We start from the raw sequence: 17,008 nt of genomic DNA on the forward strand, positions 1-17,008 counted from the left end.
GGTTGCAACTGATCGAGCTTCGGCTTATCTTCGGTTGAACAGGCATGCCTTATGTTGGTGTTGGCTTCGAGGGGGGCTCGAACATGGCAGTGGCAGATCAAGGCGCGAACAATCATGCGGACCGTGGGGCCAATAACGCGCTGGCGCCCGAGAACAATTTTCCGGAAAAATACTTTGTTGCCGGCGTGGCCGTCGGGCTCTTTCTCGTGCTGCTGGGTACTGCGATCCTTCTCTTGGGACGCAGCCAGACCGCCTCCTCGCTGACCATCTGCGTCGGTTTCGGGCTGGTGCTTGCGGCGTTCGGTGCAAAGGTTGCAGGGAACTGGGCCGGCTGGTCGGTGACCGGGGCCGGCGCCATGGCAGTCGTTCTGTTTCTAATGCTCCAGCAATTTACGCCGCCTGGCACGCCGGCGCTGTTTAAAGGCGAGATCAGCGGCGACTTCTCGCATGTCGCCGATATCCGCATAATCGATGACGAGCCGCTCTACATCTACAAGGATGCCATGGTCCGACGGATCAAGTTTCTTGGCCTCGGTACATCGCTACAAAGCACGCAGATGCGGATGCAGGTCGATACAATCGAAAAGGAAGCTGGCAAAGAGTATTTCGAGCTTATCGGCGATGCCCAGAAAATCCGGGCAATTTTCGCCGAAGGCCGGCCGGTCCAGTGGCGCTTCGACTATAATGCGCGGCAGGTCAAGAACGGCTCGCTGGTTCTCCTGTCCGAACTGGATACGCTTTCACCTGGGCCGACAGCGGAGGTTAGCGGCAGCACGACAGGTGCATGGTGGGATCTGAGCGCGTTCGCTCAGGCGGCGGTTCGGCCGGAAGCATCGGTCGACCAAATTCAGAAGGCGCTTGCCGGCCTACGGAACGAGGATACGTTCCTGAGGCGCAATTCCCGCGACTTTCTGGTCTCTGCCGGAGTTGTCGCAGTGCCCATGATGCTGTCTGCGCTGCACGCATCGCCGGACGATTACCGCGTCAAGCTCGGCGTGGTCTATGCCCTGGCAGAAATGATCCGCTCCGACCCCAATCTGGCGTCGTCTCTGTCGCAAAAGTTGGCCGCTGAGGATTTTCCGTTGCTGATCCAGGCGGCCGCAGATCCGGACAAGACCATTCGCTACCAGGCAGCAGATTTTCTGTACCGCCTGCAGGATCCGCGGGCCGTGGAGCTGAGCGTAAACGCTGCCAAGGATACGACAGATCAGGGTGTGGCCAATAACCAGATCCTGATCCTGCGGCAGTCGGGGAGCAATCTTTCCTCGTCGCAAAAGAGCGACATCGTCCGTCAGCTCAATGATCCTTCGACGAACTTGAACAGAAGCTTGAAAGCGCCATCATCGCTTAACGACGTCCTGAAATGGTAATCCTGGCGATACCTGAGCTTTAATACGTCCAGGTTCGAGGTGTCATGGAGTCGAAAAGGGTACCTGCTGATGCAGATACCCTTTTCTGTTTCGTCGTGGTGATGTCCGGGCTCTAGAGGCCTGCCGATCACCACCTCACCGCTTTACTTCGCGTTGAGGAACTCGGCGGCTTCGATCAGGCTGAACTCGTTGTCGTCAGCCTTGTTGACGGCGCGACCGGCCGAGAAGGGCAGGTTGTTGTCATTGCCGATGATTAGGTGTGTCGCGTCGATCTGGTCGACATTCTCGATCGTCACGAACGGCATGTCGTAGACGCCGTCCTTCGAGCCAGCCATCTTCTTGCTGTCGGGGTCCTTGATGTTCAGAAGGTCGATATAGCCGATCTTGCGGACGGCAGCGCCGACATTGGCGTCGGTCATCTCGATCTTGTAGACGCGCTTCAACTCGGCCGGTGCATCGAAGCAATCCGGCTTCGGCTGCTTCGGATCAGCGCAGGCCTTGTCCTTGGTGCCGGCGCCGTTGTCGCGCTCGATGACGAGTGCGGTCGTGGCGTCCAGCATGTTGAAATCGCCGATCGCGACACCCTTTTCAGACAGCGGATAGAGCCAGGAACGACCGGTCCAGCTTTTCGAAGCGATGTCGAATTCGATGACGCGCAGCGCGGTGCGGCCATCGGCCTGTTCGACCTTGCCGTCTTCGAGGAAGATCGGGCCTTCCAGCAGACCGTAAAGCTTCTGCCCATCCTTCGACATTGCCATGCCTTCATAGCCACCCGAACGCTTCAGGTTGAAGACCGGCATTTTGGCGGCGGGGTTGGCCGGCATGGACAGCGTCGGGTTGTCGGGCGAGGTGACTTTCTTGCCGTCGACGTTGGTGGCAACGACGTCAGTCAGCTGGCCGAGCATGTCGACCTTGATGAGGTAAGGCCCGAATTCCTCGCCGAGCCAAAAACCGTCTGCGACGGGCTGGATCGATTCGATGTCGAAATCGGCGCCGGTCAGGTAGCGCTTGTCGCTGCCTTCCATGGCGATCGGGAAGGGGGCGATCTTGTTCGGGTCCGACAGGAAGATGTTCTTGACGACATCGACCTTGTTGGTCGCCCAGTCGAACTTCACCTGATGCAGGAACAGCATCGCGTCGGAGGAGTTGGCCTTGGAGCCGAAGCCGTTGTCGGACAGCGTCCAGAACGTACCGTCTGCCATCGCCTTGATCCCGGAAAAGCCCTGGATCGGCTGACCGTTGAACGGCAGCTTGACGTCGGTGACGCGAACACCGTCCTTGCCGTCGATCGAGCCAAGCTTTTCCGTGCGCTTGCGGTCCGGCGTCGTGAACTTGCCCGAGGTCTTGAGAAATTCAGGAACATCGGATGGGGAAGCAGTCACCGTATTGGCCGGCAGGATTGCCTGGCCCGCGAGCTTTGCCGGAAATTCGCGGTCGTCGGCCAATACCGTGCCGGCGAGGAGGGCACTTACGAAGACGGAGGCTAAAAAGGTCTTGGTCATCAAATCACCTGTTCGATTGAGAAGAACACGCGACGTCGATAGGCGGCACGCATGACGGTGAGGTGATGATCGCTTGACGCTTGGATGAACGTTTTACGTCTGTTTCTTGACGGTGCCAGAGCAGGTAGTTCGAGCGTCGCGGAGCCGGCCCGGAACGCTGCAAATAACTGGGATTTAAACGAACAGGGATCGCGCTCCGGAGCTCCGGTGGCCGATCCCTTGTATTATGAAAGACGGTGAGGACGAGCCTTACAGCTCGACCGCCTCGACCTTCTTGTTGACGAAGCGCAGCGCCACGCCGCCTTGGATCAGCTTGAGCGCCGTGTCGCCGAACAGTTCGCGACGCCAGCCGGAAAGGGCGGCCACTTCGGCCAACTCGCCTTCGGCAGCAATCTTTTCCAGATCGTCGGTATTGGCAAGCACCTTGGCGGCAACGCCCTGCTTGTCGGAAATGAGCTTCAGCAGAACCTTCAAGAGTTCGACGGCAGCGCCCGTGCCTTCCGGCAGGTGCACATGCTTCGGCGCATGCGGCATCTCGGTCTTCGGCAGCGCCAGCGCCGTATTGACAGCCTCGACAATCGCGGCCCCTGAGGACGAGCGCTCCCAGCCTTTCGGCACGGTGCGCAGACGTCCGAGCGCTTCGGTATCCTTGGGCTGCTGCTGGGCGATCTCGTAGATCGCATCGTCCTTCAACACGCGCGAGCGCGGCACGTTGCGGCTGCGCGCTTCCCGTTCGCGCCATGCGGCAACGAATTTCAGGATCGCCAGTTCGCTCGGCTTCCTCAGACGCGACTTCAACCGAAGCCAGGCATCGTCAGGATGCAGATCGTAGGTCGAGGCGCTCTCGAGAACCGCCATTTCCTCGGTCAGCCACAGGGCACGGCCTTCGCGTTCCAGCTGTTCCTTCAGGAACAGATAGACGTCGCGCAGATGGGTGACGTCAGCCAGCGCATAGTCGAGCTGCTTTTCGGAAAGCGGCCGGCGGCTCCAGTCGGTAAAGCGCGACGACTTGTCGATCTGCACGCCCTTGATGCGGTTGACGAGCTGGTCATAGGACACGCTGTCGCCGAAGCCGCAGACCATGGCTGCAACCTGCGTATCGAAGATCGGATGCGGGACGAGATTGCCGAGATGATGGATGATCTCGATATCCTGGCGGGCGGCATGAAACACCTTGGTGACCGCCGTATTCGCCATCAGCTCGAAGAAGGGCTTGAGGTCGAGCCCTTTTGCCAGCGGATCGACGAGAACTTCGACTGTCGGGCTCGCCATCTGGATCAGGCAGAGTTCCGGCCAGAAGGTCGTCTCTCTCAAGAACTCTGTATCGATGGTGATGAAGTCTGACTGAGCCAGCTTTTCGCAGGCTTCCTGAAGGGCAATTGTTGTTTCGATCATCGTCTCATTCACGTGCAGGTGGTCAACCTTCCTTTCCCTTCCCGCCGCAGATGTCAAGACAAACGGCCAGCCTTTCCCGGCAGCGGGCGGCTATTTCCTATTGTTGCCGTCAGCGTCCCTGTCCTTGTCGCCACCACGGTCCGCAGGGTCTGCAAGCCGGTTGAAATAAGCCGACGTGCGCAAGAGCGCCCGAAATCGCGAGTTGCGCTGCTGCGGCGGCACCGGTGCCCGCACCTGCATCCGGCGCAGCGTGTAGATCGCAAAACCGGCAAAGATGAAGGACGTGTAGAGAAAGAATGCGCGCGGGCCATAGAATTCCAGCAGTGCTGCGGCAAGCAGCGGTCCGAACGTGGCGCCGACCGACCAGAAGAACAGCAAGCCTGCCGCGATCACCGCGTGCTCGCCTGGTTTCGCGTGGTCGTTGCCATGCGCCGAGCAGAGCGAATAGAGCGGCATCGAAAAGGCGCCGAACAGGAAGACGCTGATGATATTGGCCGTCTCGTTGCTGCCCGCGCCGAACGACAGATAGGCGCCGGTGATGACGGACCCGATCGTCGTCCACAGGATGACGCGCCGCCGGTCGAGCTTGTCCGAATAGACGCCGAGCGGATATTGCAGTACCACGCCGCCGATGATGCCGGCACTCATGAAGGTCGCGATCGACGTGATACTCATGCCGATCTCCTTGGCGTAGATCGGCCCAATATTGCGAAAGGCCGCCATCGACAGACCGACCGCCACGACGCCGACCACAGCGAGCGGCGAAATGCGCCACACGGTTCTCAGATCGAATGAGATGGAGGCCGGTGGCGTCGGCCCCGACTTGTCGGCGATGGATATCGGCACAAGCGAAAGCGTCAGCGCGATGGCGATGATGTTGAAGATGACAGGTCCGTCGATGCCGAAGGTCGGGATCAGGTATTGCGCGATCGTGACCGAGCCGAGATCGACGAAACGGTAGATCGACAGCGTCCGCGCGCGGTTCTCGTTGGTCACCTGCGAGTTGATCCAGCTCTCGACGGTGGCAAACAGGCTGGCGATGGTGATGCCGATCAGGAAGCGCATGGCGAACCAGAAGACGGGATCGATCACCATCGATAGGGCGATCGAGGCAGACGCAGCGATTGCCGCCATGGCCGCAAAGGTGCGGATATGGCCGATCGAGCGCAGCAGCCTTGCCACATAGATGCAGCCGATCGCAAAGCCGACACTGTAGCCGGCACCGATCAGGCCGATGACCGACGGCGAAAAACCCTCGGCCGAACCGCGCAGCGCGATATAGGTGCCCTGGAGCCCATTGCCGCCGATCAGGATCCCTGCGGTGATCAGAAGCGGTATCAGCGGGCGGATGTGGTTCATCGGATGCTTTCGGGCATGGTCGGCAGGCGCAGAGACTCAGCCAGCGCGCTGGCCGTATCGACCCATTCTGGTTATGACATCCTCCTATGCAACTCTAGCCGTAAAAGCGGGGGAAAGGGCTCGAGCGCCGCGGGAGACTGTGACAAGTCTTGACAAAGCAGGCCCACCATGCGCTTTTCCGGCCGATTTTCATGGGTTCGTACGGCTGTGCTTCGCGCGCCGATGAAGCCGCTTTCAGCATCAGTCCAGGATAAAAGACAATGCATCGTTACCGCAGCCATACCTGTGCAGCCCTCCGCAAGTCGGACGTCGGCTCCAATGTCCGTATCTCCGGCTGGGTTCATCGCGTCCGTGACCATGGCGGCGTTCTGTTCATCGACCTTCGCGACCATTATGGCATGACCCAGGTCGTTGCCGACCCGGACAGCCCGGCTTTCAAGTCGGCCGAAGTCGTGCGTGGCGAATGGGTCATCCGCATCGACGGCACCGTCAAGGCGCGTTCCGACGAGACCGTCAACAAGACGATGGCGACCGGCGAGATCGAACTCTACGCACAGGAGATCGAAGTTCTCTCCGCTGCCAAGGAACTGCCACTGCCTGTGTTCGGCGAGCCGGAATATCCGGAAGATGTGCGCCTCAAGTACCGCTTTCTCGATCTTCGCCGCGAAACGCTGCACAAGAACATCGTCAAGCGCACGCAGATCATTGCGGCCATGCGCCGCGAAATGGCTACCTGTGGCTTTACCGAATATTCGACGCCGATCCTGACCGCATCGTCGCCCGAAGGCGCGCGCGACTTCCTGGTTCCAAGCCGTATCCATCCCGGCAAGTTCTTCGCGCTGCCGCAGGCGCCGCAGCAGTACAAGCAGCTGATGATGGTGGCGGGCTTTGACCGCTACTTCCAGATCGCACCGTGTTTCCGCGACGAAGACCCGCGTGCCGACCGCCTGCCAGGCGAATTCTACCAGCTCGACCTGGAAATGAGCTTCGTTACCCAGGAAGAAGTCTGGGAGACGATGGAGCCGGTCATGCGCGGCATCTTCGAAGAGTTTGCCGAAGGCAAGCCGGTTACCAAGGAGTTTCCGCGGATTCCTTACGACGTCGCGCTGCGCAAATACGGCTCCGACAAGCCGGACCTGCGCAACCCGATCGAGATGGAAGCCGTCACCGAGCATTTCGCCGGCTCCGGCTTCAAAGTGTTCGCAAACATGATCGCGTCCAACCCGAAGGTCGAAGTCTGGGCGATCCCGGCCAAGACCGGCGGCTCAAGAGCGTTCTGCGACCGTATGAACGCCTGGGCGCAGGGCCAGGGCCAGCCGGGTCTCGGCTACATCTTCTGGAAGGAAGAAGACGGCAAGATCGCGGGCTCCGGTCCGCTCGCCAAGAACATCGGCGAGGAGCGCACCGAAGCCGTTCGCACCCAGCTCGGCCTCGAAGCGGGCGATGCCTGCTTCTTCGTCGCTGGCGATCCGGACAAGTTCTACAAGTTTGCCGGCGAAGCCCGTAACCGCGCTGCCGACGAACTGAACCTTTCCGACAAGAACCAGTTCGCTCTGTGCTGGATCGTCGACTTCCCGTTCTTCGAATACAACGAGGAAGACAAGAAGATCGACTTCGCCCACAACCCGTTCTCGATGCCGCAGGGCGGCCTAGACGCGCTGGAAAACCAGGATCCGCTGACGATCAAGGCCTACCAGTACGACATGGTCTGCAACGGTTTCGAAATCGCGTCTGGCTCGATCCGTAACCAGCTGCCGGAAGTGATGGTCAAGGCCTTCGAAATGGTCGGCCTTTCGCAGCAGGACGTGGAAGACCGCTTCGGCGGCCTCTACCGCGCATTCCAGTACGGCGCACCGCCGCATGGCGGCATGGCAGCCGGCGTCGACCGCGTCGTCATGCTTCTGACCGGTGCCAAGAACCTGCGCGAGATCACGCTGTTCCCGATGAACCAGCAGGCTCAGGACCTTCTGATGGGAGCGCCTTCGGAAGCGAGCCCCGCGCAGCTGCGCGAACTGGCGATCCGCCCGATCCCGCCGGTTAAGAAGGACTGATCTTCGGTTCTATTTCTGTGACGAGATTGCAAAGCCCGGCGCTCGAAAGATGCCGGGCTTTCCCGTTTCAGCAGGGCAGGGCTTGGTTGCAGTGCAGCGATCAGACCTTGGTCGGACGGAACCATCGCCGCGTACTTCGAGTTGTAGAGGCAGAATAAACAAATGGAGTAAGACTATGCGCAAGATCGTACTGACCGCTTCGGCGGCATTCATGGCGCTTTCGAGTGCAGCCTTCGCCCAGACGACGATCATCACGCAGGAACCAGCAATGGCACCCGCAACGGTTGTCATGCCAGGCGAAGTCCGCACCTACGTGATGGAGCAGCCGGTTGAATCCGTGCCGTACGAAGGCGACGTTCTGGTCGGCCGCGTGCTGCCGGAAGCCGTCCAGGTTCGTCCTGTGCAGGGATATGACTCCTACGGTTACACGGTCGTGAACGATCGCCGCGTCATCGTCGACCCGCAGACGCGCACGGTTATTCAGGTCCTGGAATAGTACCCGTCTGATTTCGGATAGTATTTGAGAAACCGGGGCTGCCACCGCAGCTCCGGTCTTTTTGCGTCGGAGCTTTTAGTCCGTATCGCTTCGGGGCCGCTACCGTCGCCGTCTCGCAGATATTCCCGTACCACGCTTGGCATCTGCAATTCTCTCCGCTATAGGTCGCCCATCACAAGGACTCAGGTGAAACTCCCGAGTGGCTCTTCCGGCCGCCGATCCGCCGGACAACGCAAAGCATCAGCCGTCTTTCTCACCCTGGAGGATACCTCCCGGCGGATGCGCTTTATTTGCGAAGTTTCCAATACATGACACAGTCAATTTCCGCCTATCGGCGCGAATGGTTTTCGAACATTCGCGGCGATCTCCTTGCCGGCATCGTCGTTGCGCTTGCGCTCATCCCCGAAGCTGTCGGTTTTTCCATCATTGCCGGCGTTGATCCAAAGGTCGGCCTGTTCGCCTCGGTCGCCATTGCCTGCACCACCGCGATCACCGGTGGCCGCCCGGCCATGATTTCGGCCGCCACGGCTGCCACTGCGGTGCTGATGGGGCCCCTGGTACGCGATCACGGCATCCAGTACCTGTTTGCCGCAACCATCCTGATGGGCATCCTGCAGATCTTCGCCGGCATGCTGAAACTCGGTCGCCTGATGCGGTTCGTGTCGAAATCGGTCATGACCGGCTTCGTCAACTCACTGGCGATCCTGATCTTTTTGGCTCAGCTTCCGCAGCTCATCAACGTTCCCGAAGTAACCTACCTGCTCATCGCATTGGCGCTCGGCATCATCTATCTGTTTCCCTATGTAACCAAAGCCATCCCGTCACCCCTTGTGGCGATCGCTGCCGTTACCATTCTGGCGCTCTCCTTCGGCATAGAGGTTCCGACCGTTGCCGATCTTGGCGCGATGCCGACGGCGCTTCCGGACTTCCTGTTGCCGGATGTGCCACTGACCTTCGAGACGCTGCGGATCATCTTTCCGTATTCGCTGGCACTCGCAGCCGTCGGTCTTCTGGAATCGCTGCTGACCGCACAGATCGTCGATGAAATGACAGACACGACCAGCAGCAAGACAAAAGAATGTTTCGGTCAGGGCAGCGGCAACATCGTTGCAGCCCTGTTCGGCGGCATGGGCGGCTGCGCCATGATCGGCCAATCGGTGATCAACGTCACGTCAGGCGGGCGAGGCCGGCTTTCGACCTTTGCCTCCGGCATATACCTGCTGATCCTGCTTCTGGTGCTGGATGATATCCTGCGCATTGTGCCGGTTGCAGCACTCGTGGCCGTCATGATCATGGTGGCGATCGGCACGTTCTCTTGGAAGTCGGTCATCGATCTCAAGCGGCATCCCGGTACATCCTCGATCGTCATGCTCTCGACCGTCGCGGTTGTTCTGGCAACGCACGATCTGTCGAAGGGCGTCATCGTCGGCGTGCTTTTGTCGGGTGTGTTCTTTGCGGGCAAGGTGGCCAGGATGGTGCGCGTGTCCTCCAGCCTTTCCGAAGACGGCAAGGTAAGAACCTATGCGGTTGAAGGACAGGTCTTCTTCGCCTCGGCAGACGCTCTCGTTGACGCCTTCGATTTCGCCGAAAGCCTGGAACGCGTCACGATCGACGTTCGCCGTGCGCACCTCTGGGATATCTCGGCCGTCGGCGCACTCGACCGTGCGGTGATGAAATTCCGTAGCCGCGGCATCGCCGTCGAGGTGATCGGTGCCAACGAGGCAAGCGCCTCGATGATCGACCGGTTCGCGCTGCACGACAAGGAACACGCAGCCCTTTCGGCAACCCCCGGACACTAAAGCGGCGCACCTATCCTGAACAAAACAAAGCCCCGGCAATCGCTTGCCGGGGCTTTTTCATTCATTCCGTAGAGGGAATCGATCAGTCGTTCGCGGAGACCTTGACGCCCAGCACGTTGGGCAGCGTGTTCGGTGCGCCCATCGCTGCGCCCATGATCATCGGGAACGGAACAGGGTTTGCCGGCTCTGCTGTGATCGTCAGGTTCTCGGGCTTGTCGAGATAGGTGTTGACGGCCTGGCTCAGCATGTTCTGCAGTTCCGGAATGTTGTACTGCGAAAGCACGATCGGCGTCATCGCCTTGATCATCTGTGCCATCTGCGGGCCGTTCGAACCCTGCTTCTTGCCGGCATAATCCAGCGCCTTCGCCGTCACGCCGTCATCCTCGAAGCGGATCTGGGCGGCGTTGAACGTGAGCCGCTGCATCAGGCCGAGCATGGCAAGGTTTGCCGCCTGCTGCGCTTCCTGCTTGTTCGGGTTGGCTTCCAGCGCCTTTGCGGTTTCCTGCGCGGACTTCAGGAAGTCGATCGTATAGCCGGAAAAGCTGAAGGACAGGTCGAGGCGGCCAACCTTGTCGAAGTCGATCGCATATTCCTCGACGGCGACAGTACCGTCGTTCTGCGTCCATGTGCCGTTGAGGTTGATGCTGCCATCCAGAGTGTTGACCCCAAGCGCCTGGATTGCCTCGCGCGACTGCGGGTCGTCGATGATGCTGAGATCCGCCTTGATTTCGTTCAGCGCCATATCGAAGTCGATACCGGAATTGTCGTCCGCAACCTCCGTCGTGACGCTGCTCGGGCCGACTGTGAGAACGGTCTTGCCGCCGACTGCGACGGTCGTGGCGCCGGTCTTGGCTTCCTCGTAGAGCAGGAGCGACTCGATTGTGTTCTTCGTGGCGTCCGCCGGTACCGTGACGCCGCTCATCGTGATGTCGGACGCGCTGATCGTGGTGGCTTCATGCGAAACGTTGATGTTGGGGAAGGTCACCTTGTCGATCGTGTAGCCACCCTCGGCTTCTTCGACGCCATCCATCGTCACAGTGCCGATCGGCATCTTCTGCGGAGCCCCTGAGGGATTGTAGGTCGCGCCTGTAAGCGTCACCTTCGACCCGTCGACGGCAACCGACTGGGCTTCGAGCGCGCCGCCCTGGATGACGAGCGCGGCGTTGATCTTCTTCAGAAGATCGTTGCCGTCGAGAGCCAAGGCCGGCCCGGCAAACACCGACAGCGCTGTGGCGGCGGCAAGCAGGCGCGCCGTGGTGGAAAAGTGGGTCATAGGTCCTCCTGGCGGGCGGCACGGCCCGGGATCAATTACAGTCTGGCTGAGGCAAGAGTTAAGGCGGACGGTGCAAAACGTCCATGCCGTAGTGTCCATTCGCTTCGGCATAATTGCGGCAGCGTAAATGTTTGTCGCCAAACAGTGAAAACTTGTGTCATCGGCCCGATCATCCACAGGGCGTTTGGATAGGTTTCTTGCCGGGAATCAGGGATTTCTATAGTCAAGTGCCATGGGAAAAATTGTAACTCCACCTGGCGACGGCTCGGGAGACGGCGGCGGCGACCACATTCAGGCGGTTGACCTGAAGGCAGCGCTCGAAGAGCGCTATCTCGCCTACGCTCTTTCCACGATCATGCACCGTGCTCTGCCTGATGTGCGCGACGGTCTGAAACCCGTCCATCGCCGTATCGTCTACGCGATGAACGAGATGGGCCTTCGCCCCAACTCGGCCTTCCGCAAGTGCGCAAAGATCGTCGGTGAAGTGATGGGTAACTACCATCCGCACGGCGACCAATCGATCTACGATGCGCTTGCCCGTCTCGCGCAGGATTTCTCGCAGCGCTATCCGCTGGTCAACGGCCAGGGCAATTTCGGCAATATCGACGGCGATAGCCCCGCCGCGATGCGTTACACCGAATCGAAGATGACTGCCGTTGCCGAACTGCTGCTGCAGGGAATCGGCGAGGATGCGGTCGACTTTCGCGATACCTATGACGAGAGCAACTCCGAACCGACGGTTCTGCCCGGTGCCTTCCCGAACCTGCTGGCCAACGGCGCCTCCGGGATCGCGGTCGGCATGGCGACGTCGATCCCGTCGCACAATGCCCATGAAGTCTGCGACGCCGCGCTGCATCTCATCGCCCATCCGGATGCCAGCGTCGAAAAGCTGCTCGAGTTCATGCCGGGTCCGGATCTTCCGACCGGCGGCATCATCATCGATAACCGCGAGTCGATCCTCGAGAGCTACAAGACAGGTCGCGGCGGCTTCCGCGTCCGCGCCAAGTGGGAGATCGAGGATCTCGGCCGCGGCGGCTATCAGATCGTCGTCACCGAAATTCCCTACCAGGTGCAGAAGTCGCGGCTGATCGAAAAGATCGCCGAACTGCTGATTGCCCGCAGGCTGCCGCTGCTCGACGACATCCGCGACGAATCCGCCGAAGACGTCCGCATCATCATCGTGCCGAAGAACCGCACGGTCGATGCGACGCTGCTGATGGAATCGATGTTCAAGCTGACCGAGCTTGAAAACCGCATTCCGCTCAACATGAACTTGCTCTCGATGGGGCGCGTGCCGCGGGTGATGGCGCTGAACGAGGTGCTGCTCGAATGGCTGGCGCATCGCAAGGACGTGCTGGTTCGCCGCTCCCGCTACCGTCTGGCAGCAATCGACCGGCGGCTGGAAATCCTCGGCGGCCTGCTGATCGCCTACCTCAACATCGACGAGGTGATCCGCATCATCCGCGAGGAGGACGAGCCGAAGCCTGTCATGGTGGCGCGCTGGTCTCTGACCGACCTGCAGGTGGAATCGATCCTCAACATGCGGCTGCGCAATTTGCGCAAGCTCGAAGAGTTCGAGATCCGCACCGAGCACGATAATCTGACCAAGGAAAAGGGCGAGATCGAAGCGCTTCTCGCCTCCGACGAACAGCAGTGGAAGACCGTCGCCTGGGAGATCCAGGAGGTCAAGAAACAGTATGCCAAGGCGACCGAGCTCGGCCGCCGGCGCACCCAGTTCGCCAATGCGCCGGAAGCCAATCTGGAAGCAATCCAACAGGCGATGATCGAAAAGGAACCGATCACCGTCGTGATTTCGCAGAAGGGCTGGATCCGCGCTTTGAAGGGGCATGTGACCGATACGTCGGGCCTCGTCTTCAAGGAAGGAGACGGACCGAAGATCGCGTTCACGGCGCAGACGACCGACAAGCTCCTGCTGGTGACAACAGGCGGCAAGGCCTACACGCTCGGCGCCGATAAGCTGCCGGGCGGCCGCGGCCATGGCGAGCCGATCCGCATCATCGTCGACATGGAGAACGACCAGGACATCCTGACCGCCTTCGTCCACGACGCCAGCCGCAAGATGGTGATCGCGTCGACAGCGGGCTATGGCTTTGTCATTGCCGAAAGCGAGATGGTGGCCAACACCCGCAAGGGCAAGCAAGTCATGAACGTCTCGATGCCGGACGAGGCAAAGCTGGTCGTTCAGGTCAAGGGCGATCACGTCGCGATTGTCGGCGAGAACCGCAAGATGCTGGTCTTTCCGCTCGACCAGTTGCCGGAAATGACACGCGGCAAGGGCGTGCGCCTGCAGCGCTACAAGGACGGCGGCATCTCCGACATCAAGTGTTTCGCAATCGATACCGGGCTTGCCTGGGAAGACAGTGCCGGACGCGCCTTCAACCGCAGCAAGGATGAGCTTCTCGAATGGATGGGTGACCGCGCCTCCGCCGGCCGCACCGTTCCGAAGGGCTTTCCGCGCAGCGGCAAATTCGCCGGCTGATCAGGCCTTTGGATTGAGACGGTTCGCCCTGATGGGCGGACCGGTTCAGGGGTAGGGGACCGTGTGATCGCGAAGGAACCGCGCTGCACCATCCTCGTCGATCTCGCCGGCTGCGACGGAGAGGATGAATTGGTAGAGCGTGGCGTCATCGGTATCGATGGCATACCCGTTGTCCATCAGGAAGACACCGGCTGAGACGATCGCGATCCGCTTGTTTCCGTCGATAAAAGCATTGTTCATTGCAAGAACGTAAAGATACGCTACCGCCAGCTCGATGAGGTCTGTCGATCCATATGCAACCTTGTTGACGGCAAGCATCAGCGCAGATTCCAGCGCGCCCTCATCGCGCAAACCATAAGCCCCACCGAATCTTTCGATCTGGCGCAGGTGGAGGCGTTCAACCAGCGCTCGTGAAAGAAATTGGATGGCCATCACTCGGCCAGCTTCTTGAGGGCAACCTTGTATCTGTCCATGAAGCGCTCCGCATGCTCTAGCTGACGGTTGAAATCGTCATCGAGCGGCTTCAAGACCAGCTTCCCTGCTTCTTCGCTAAGATCGATATTATCTCCCGCGCGCAACCCCATCCGCTCCAGAATCTCCTTCGGGATGATGATGCCTTCGGAATTGCCGATCTTGCGGATGGTGGTGTTCATGCGCGTATCCTCATGTTGCAACGCAGTTATAACATGAGGATGGCCGATTTGCAATCCCGTCGGGAGAGGGGGCGTCAGACGTCGCGCGCCGGATCGGCAAGTTCCCATCCGCGGGCCGTCAGGTGTTCCTGAGGCTGGTAGCGGGTCTTGTAGCCCATCTTGGGCGACCCCTTCACCCAGTAGCCGAGATAGACATGCGGCAGGCCGAGCGTCTTCGTGCGGTTGATATGGTCGAGGATCATGAAGGTGCCGAGAGAGCGCTTTTCGAGATCGGGATTGAAGAAGGAATAGACCATCGACAGCCCGTCGCTCATCATGTCGGTCAGCGCCACGGCGAGCAATTCGCCCCTCGGCGTGCCGGCGATACCGTCTCCCGGCTCGCGGCGGCGGTATTCGATGACGCGGGTGTTGACGTGCGAATCCTCGACCATGATCGCGTAGTCGAGGGCGGACATGTCCGACATCCCGCCGCGCTGGTGACGGCTGTCGAGATACCGTCGGAACAGGGAGAACTGTTCGGTCGACGGCTGCGCTGGACCAAGGGTCGCAATGATGTCGCTGTTGGTCGCGAGAACGCGCCTCATGGACTTCGCCGGCTGGAAGTCGCCTGCAAGGATTCGAACAGAAACGCAGGCACGGCACGCTTCGCAGGCTGGCCGGTAGGCGATGTTCTGGGACCGTCGAAACCCGCCTTGGGTCAATAGGTCGTTCATCTCCGCCGCGCGAGGACCGACGAGATGCGTGAACACCTTGCGTTCCATTTCACCCGATAGATACGGACAAATCGCCGGTGCCGTCAGGTAGAACTGAGGTGATGGCGTTGTCTGTGTGTTCATGGAGGTGCAGCCCGGTCCGTCGTCTTGCTCGTGGCGCTACTGATCCTAGCATGGCGCATAACGCGCAAACGTCAACTGGCGCATTTGCCGGTTGACGCATCCCTGGATCACTGTTGCGGTCTTACGACCTGCGGACGACGACGGTGCCGAGGAGGAGATCGTGAACCAGCCGCGAGCGCTCGATAAACAGCCCGGCCAGGAGCACCAGCGGCGTCAGTACCGAATTGATCACCCAGAACAGTACCGTGTGAACCATGGCAGTCAGGAAATCCATCCGGCGCCCGTCGACCCGTGTCATGGCAAGCCCCATGGCGCGCATGCCCGGAGATCCCTGGCTGGCGCCACCGAGCGTCAGGCCGAAATAGAGGAGGGCGACGATGAAGAACAACGCGGGATAGAGCATGAAGCCAAGCCCGAGCGTCAGAATTCCCAAGAAGAACACGATCACCGCTGCAGGGATGCACAGCAGAAGAACGAACAGGTAATCGATGACAAAGGCGAAGATCCGGCGTGACAGAACGCCGCTATAGGCGCGCCAATTGTCCGGTGCGGCATAGGTCGGGTTCGGTTCGAAGCTCATTCGCGTGGTTCTCCAGTTGTACCAAACCCGATATAAGAGGTGGCAAGCCCAACAGCAAGGTTTGCCACCATAGGCTTTAAACCCGGCCGAGTTTCTTCGCGGCCTCGATCGCAAAGTAGGTCAGGATGCCGTCGCAGCCGGCGCGCTTGAAGCAGAGCAGCGTCTCCATCATGATCCGGTCGCCGTCGATCCAGCCGTTCATCGCCGCCGCCTTGATCTGCGAATATTCGCCGGAGACCTGATAGGCGTAGGTCGGCAGGCCGAAAGCTTCCTTCACGCGCCAACAGATATCGAGATAGGCGATACCCGGCTTGACCATCAGCATGTCGGCGCCTTCTTCCACGTCGAGTGCCGCGTCGCGCATCGCTTCGGTGCCGTTGGCGGGCGAGATGTAATAGGCGTTCTTGTCGCCCTTCAGGAGCCCGCTCGTATTGATCGCCTCACGGTACGGACCGTAAAATCCCGAGGAGAACTTTGTCGCATAGGACATGATGCCGACATCCTGGTGACCGGCAGCGTCGAGCCCGCGGCGGATGGCGCCGATGCGACCGTCCATCATCTCGGACGGCGCGATGATGTCGGCCCCGGCATCCGCCTGCAGGACCGCCGCCTTGATCACCTGATCAACCGTCTCGTCGTTGACGATCATGCCCTCACGCAGGATGCCGTCATGGCCATGGCTGGTGAATGGATCGAGCGCCACGTCGGTGATGACGCCGATATTGGGCACCGCTTTCTTCGCGGCGATGGTGAACTGGTTGATGAGGTTGTTCGGATCGAGGATCGCCGAGCCGGTTTCATCGCGCAGGTTCATCTCGATGTCGGGGAAGGGCGCAACAGCTGGAATGCCGAGATCGGCCGCTTCCCGTATGGCTTCCACCGCCTTGTCGACGCTCATCCGGTTGACCCCGGGCATCGACTTGATCGGATCGACGATGCCGGTGCCGGGCACGATGAAGATCGGCCAGATCAGGTCGTCCACGGTCAGCCGGTTCTCCTGCACCATGCGTCGCGTCCAGTCTGCCTTGCGGTTGCGCCGCATGCGGCGATGACCGGTGACGTGGTCGACGAGGTGGGTCTTGTCCATGACGGATACTCCGTTCTTATTGCTCGCTGCTGACGAGAGCGTTTCCTGGCTGATTGAAACATTCTGCCGGAGCAGGCTTGTGTCAGGTCAAACGCTCTAACACGCGA

14 protein-coding genes and 1 other annotated feature are annotated in these 17,008 nt (G+C 60.2%); of the genes, 5 read left to right on the top strand and 9 right to left on the bottom strand.

Going from position 1 to position 17,008, the window contains the following annotated elements; translation table 11 throughout:
• The first annotated feature begins 83 nt into the window (after positions 1 to 83).
• Positions 84 to 1,370 (top strand): HEAT repeat domain-containing protein, encoded by a 1,287-nt coding sequence (locus BLW69_RS10925; RefSeq protein WP_139283846.1) that lies wholly within the window; start codon positions 84 to 86, stop codon positions 1,368 to 1,370.
• A gap of 143 nt (positions 1,371 to 1,513) precedes the next feature.
• On the opposite strand, the gene BLW69_RS10930 is transcribed toward BLW69_RS10925, so the two are convergent.
• The 3 genes from BLW69_RS10930 to BLW69_RS10940 all read right to left on the bottom strand — a co-directional run bounded on the left by BLW69_RS10930 (position 1,514) and on the right by BLW69_RS10940 (position 5,626).
• Positions 1,514 to 2,872 carry an esterase-like activity of phytase family protein gene (locus BLW69_RS10930; RefSeq protein WP_092661925.1) on the bottom strand — a complete coding sequence of 453 codons (1,359 nt, stop codon included), beginning with the start codon at positions 2,870 to 2,872 and terminating at the stop codon, positions 1,514 to 1,516.
• A gap of 249 nt (positions 2,873 to 3,121) precedes the next feature.
• Entirely contained in the window at positions 3,122 to 4,267 is a 1,146-nt protein-coding gene (gene rnd, locus BLW69_RS10935; protein WP_092661927.1) for a ribonuclease D, read from the bottom strand.
• Between the two features lie 90 nt (positions 4,268 to 4,357).
• Positions 4,358 to 5,626: an MFS transporter gene (locus BLW69_RS10940; protein ID WP_092661929.1), complete on the bottom strand. Its 1,269-nt coding sequence runs from the start codon at positions 5,624 to 5,626 to the stop codon at positions 4,358 to 4,360.
• A 260-nt stretch (positions 5,627 to 5,886) separates the two neighbouring features.
• On the opposite strand from BLW69_RS10940, the gene aspS reads away from it, so the two are divergent.
• The 3 genes from aspS (at position 5,887) to BLW69_RS10955 (ending at position 9,972) form a co-directional block, all read left to right on the top strand.
• Complete coding sequence (gene aspS, locus BLW69_RS10945; RefSeq protein WP_092661931.1) at positions 5,887 to 7,677, top strand: aspartate--tRNA ligase; 1,791 nt, start codon at positions 5,887 to 5,889, stop codon at positions 7,675 to 7,677.
• 175 nt (positions 7,678 to 7,852) lie between these two features.
• Complete coding sequence (locus tag BLW69_RS10950) at positions 7,853 to 8,173, top strand: DUF1236 domain-containing protein (protein ID WP_062579936.1); 321 nt, start codon at positions 7,853 to 7,855, stop codon at positions 8,171 to 8,173.
• Between the two features lie 175 nt (positions 8,174 to 8,348).
• Positions 8,349 to 8,406: a sequence feature (sul1 is cis-regulatory element that is thought to sense ions involved in sulfur or methionine metabolism; They are found in Alphaproteobacteria), on the top strand.
• 75 nt (positions 8,407 to 8,481) lie between these two features.
• Positions 8,482 to 9,972 (top strand): SulP family inorganic anion transporter, encoded by a 1,491-nt coding sequence (locus BLW69_RS10955; RefSeq protein ID WP_092661933.1) that lies wholly within the window; start codon positions 8,482 to 8,484, stop codon positions 9,970 to 9,972.
• Between the two features lie 82 nt (positions 9,973 to 10,054).
• Here BLW69_RS10955 and BLW69_RS10960 read toward each other — a convergent pair whose 3' ends face one another.
• Complete coding sequence (locus tag BLW69_RS10960) at positions 10,055 to 11,245, bottom strand: hypothetical protein (protein ID WP_062453289.1); 1,191 nt, start codon at positions 11,243 to 11,245, stop codon at positions 10,055 to 10,057.
• Positions 11,246 to 11,477: 232 nt separating this feature from the next.
• On the opposite strand from BLW69_RS10960, the gene parC reads away from it, so the two are divergent.
• Complete coding sequence (gene parC, locus BLW69_RS10965; RefSeq protein ID WP_062579939.1) at positions 11,478 to 13,745, top strand: DNA topoisomerase IV subunit A; 2,268 nt, start codon at positions 11,478 to 11,480, stop codon at positions 13,743 to 13,745.
• 45 nt (positions 13,746 to 13,790) lie between these two features.
• On the opposite strand, the gene BLW69_RS10970 is transcribed toward parC, so the two are convergent.
• From BLW69_RS10970 to hemB, 5 genes are all read right to left on the bottom strand, one after another.
• The gene (locus tag BLW69_RS10970) at positions 13,791 to 14,177 is read right to left on the bottom strand and encodes a type II toxin-antitoxin system death-on-curing family toxin (protein WP_092661935.1); all 387 of its coding nucleotides are present in this window, start codon (positions 14,175 to 14,177) and stop codon (positions 13,791 to 13,793) included.
• On the bottom strand, positions 14,177 to 14,398 hold the full coding sequence (locus tag BLW69_RS10975; protein WP_092661937.1) for an AbrB/MazE/SpoVT family DNA-binding domain-containing protein: 222 nt from the start codon (positions 14,396 to 14,398) through the stop codon (positions 14,177 to 14,179). The genes BLW69_RS10970 and BLW69_RS10975 overlap by 1 nt, the downstream gene beginning before the upstream one ends.
• 74 nt (positions 14,399 to 14,472) lie before the next feature.
• A complete protein-coding gene (locus BLW69_RS10980) occupies positions 14,473 to 15,234 on the bottom strand; it encodes an arginyltransferase (RefSeq protein WP_062453285.1) in 762 nt (253 codons plus the stop codon).
• Positions 15,235 to 15,355: 121 nt separating this feature from the next.
• On the bottom strand, positions 15,356 to 15,814 hold the full coding sequence (locus BLW69_RS10985; protein WP_062453284.1) for an RDD family protein: 459 nt from the start codon (positions 15,812 to 15,814) through the stop codon (positions 15,356 to 15,358).
• Between the two features lie 76 nt (positions 15,815 to 15,890).
• Complete coding sequence (gene hemB, locus BLW69_RS10990; protein WP_092661939.1) at positions 15,891 to 16,901, bottom strand: porphobilinogen synthase; 1,011 nt, start codon at positions 16,899 to 16,901, stop codon at positions 15,891 to 15,893.
• Between the last annotated feature and the right edge of the window lie 107 nt (positions 16,902 to 17,008).

It is taken from the genome of Rhizobium sp. NFR12 (assembly GCF_900108545.1).
GTDB lineage: Bacteria > Pseudomonadota > Alphaproteobacteria > Rhizobiales > Rhizobiaceae > Neorhizobium > Neorhizobium soli.

Coding starts and splice junctions, on each gene's coding strand:
- BLW69_RS10925 (WP_139283846.1), top strand. CDS start 84: ATGGCAGTGGCAGATCAAGGCGCGAACAATCATGCGGACCGTGGGGCC.
- BLW69_RS10930 (WP_092661925.1), bottom strand. CDS start 2,872: ATGACCAAGACCTTTTTAGCCTCCGTCTTCGTAAGTGCCCTCCTCGCC.
- rnd (WP_092661927.1), bottom strand. CDS start 4,267: ATGATCGAAACAACAATTGCCCTTCAGGAAGCCTGCGAAAAGCTGGCT.
- BLW69_RS10940 (WP_092661929.1), bottom strand. CDS start 5,626: ATGAACCACATCCGCCCGCTGATACCGCTTCTGATCACCGCAGGGATC.
- aspS (WP_092661931.1), top strand. CDS start 5,887: ATGCATCGTTACCGCAGCCATACCTGTGCAGCCCTCCGCAAGTCGGAC.
- BLW69_RS10950 (WP_062579936.1), top strand. CDS start 7,853: ATGCGCAAGATCGTACTGACCGCTTCGGCGGCATTCATGGCGCTTTCG.
- BLW69_RS10955 (WP_092661933.1), top strand. CDS start 8,482: ATGACACAGTCAATTTCCGCCTATCGGCGCGAATGGTTTTCGAACATT.
- BLW69_RS10960 (WP_062453289.1), bottom strand. CDS start 11,245: ATGACCCACTTTTCCACCACGGCGCGCCTGCTTGCCGCCGCCACAGCG.
- parC (WP_062579939.1), top strand. CDS start 11,478: ATGGGAAAAATTGTAACTCCACCTGGCGACGGCTCGGGAGACGGCGGC.
- BLW69_RS10970 (WP_092661935.1), bottom strand. CDS start 14,177: ATGGCCATCCAATTTCTTTCACGAGCGCTGGTTGAACGCCTCCACCTG.
- BLW69_RS10975 (WP_092661937.1), bottom strand. CDS start 14,398: ATGAACACCACCATCCGCAAGATCGGCAATTCCGAAGGCATCATCATC.
- BLW69_RS10980 (WP_062453285.1), bottom strand. CDS start 15,234: ATGAACACACAGACAACGCCATCACCTCAGTTCTACCTGACGGCACCG.
- BLW69_RS10985 (WP_062453284.1), bottom strand. CDS start 15,814: ATGAGCTTCGAACCGAACCCGACCTATGCCGCACCGGACAATTGGCGC.
- hemB (WP_092661939.1), bottom strand. CDS start 16,901: ATGGACAAGACCCACCTCGTCGACCACGTCACCGGTCATCGCCGCATG.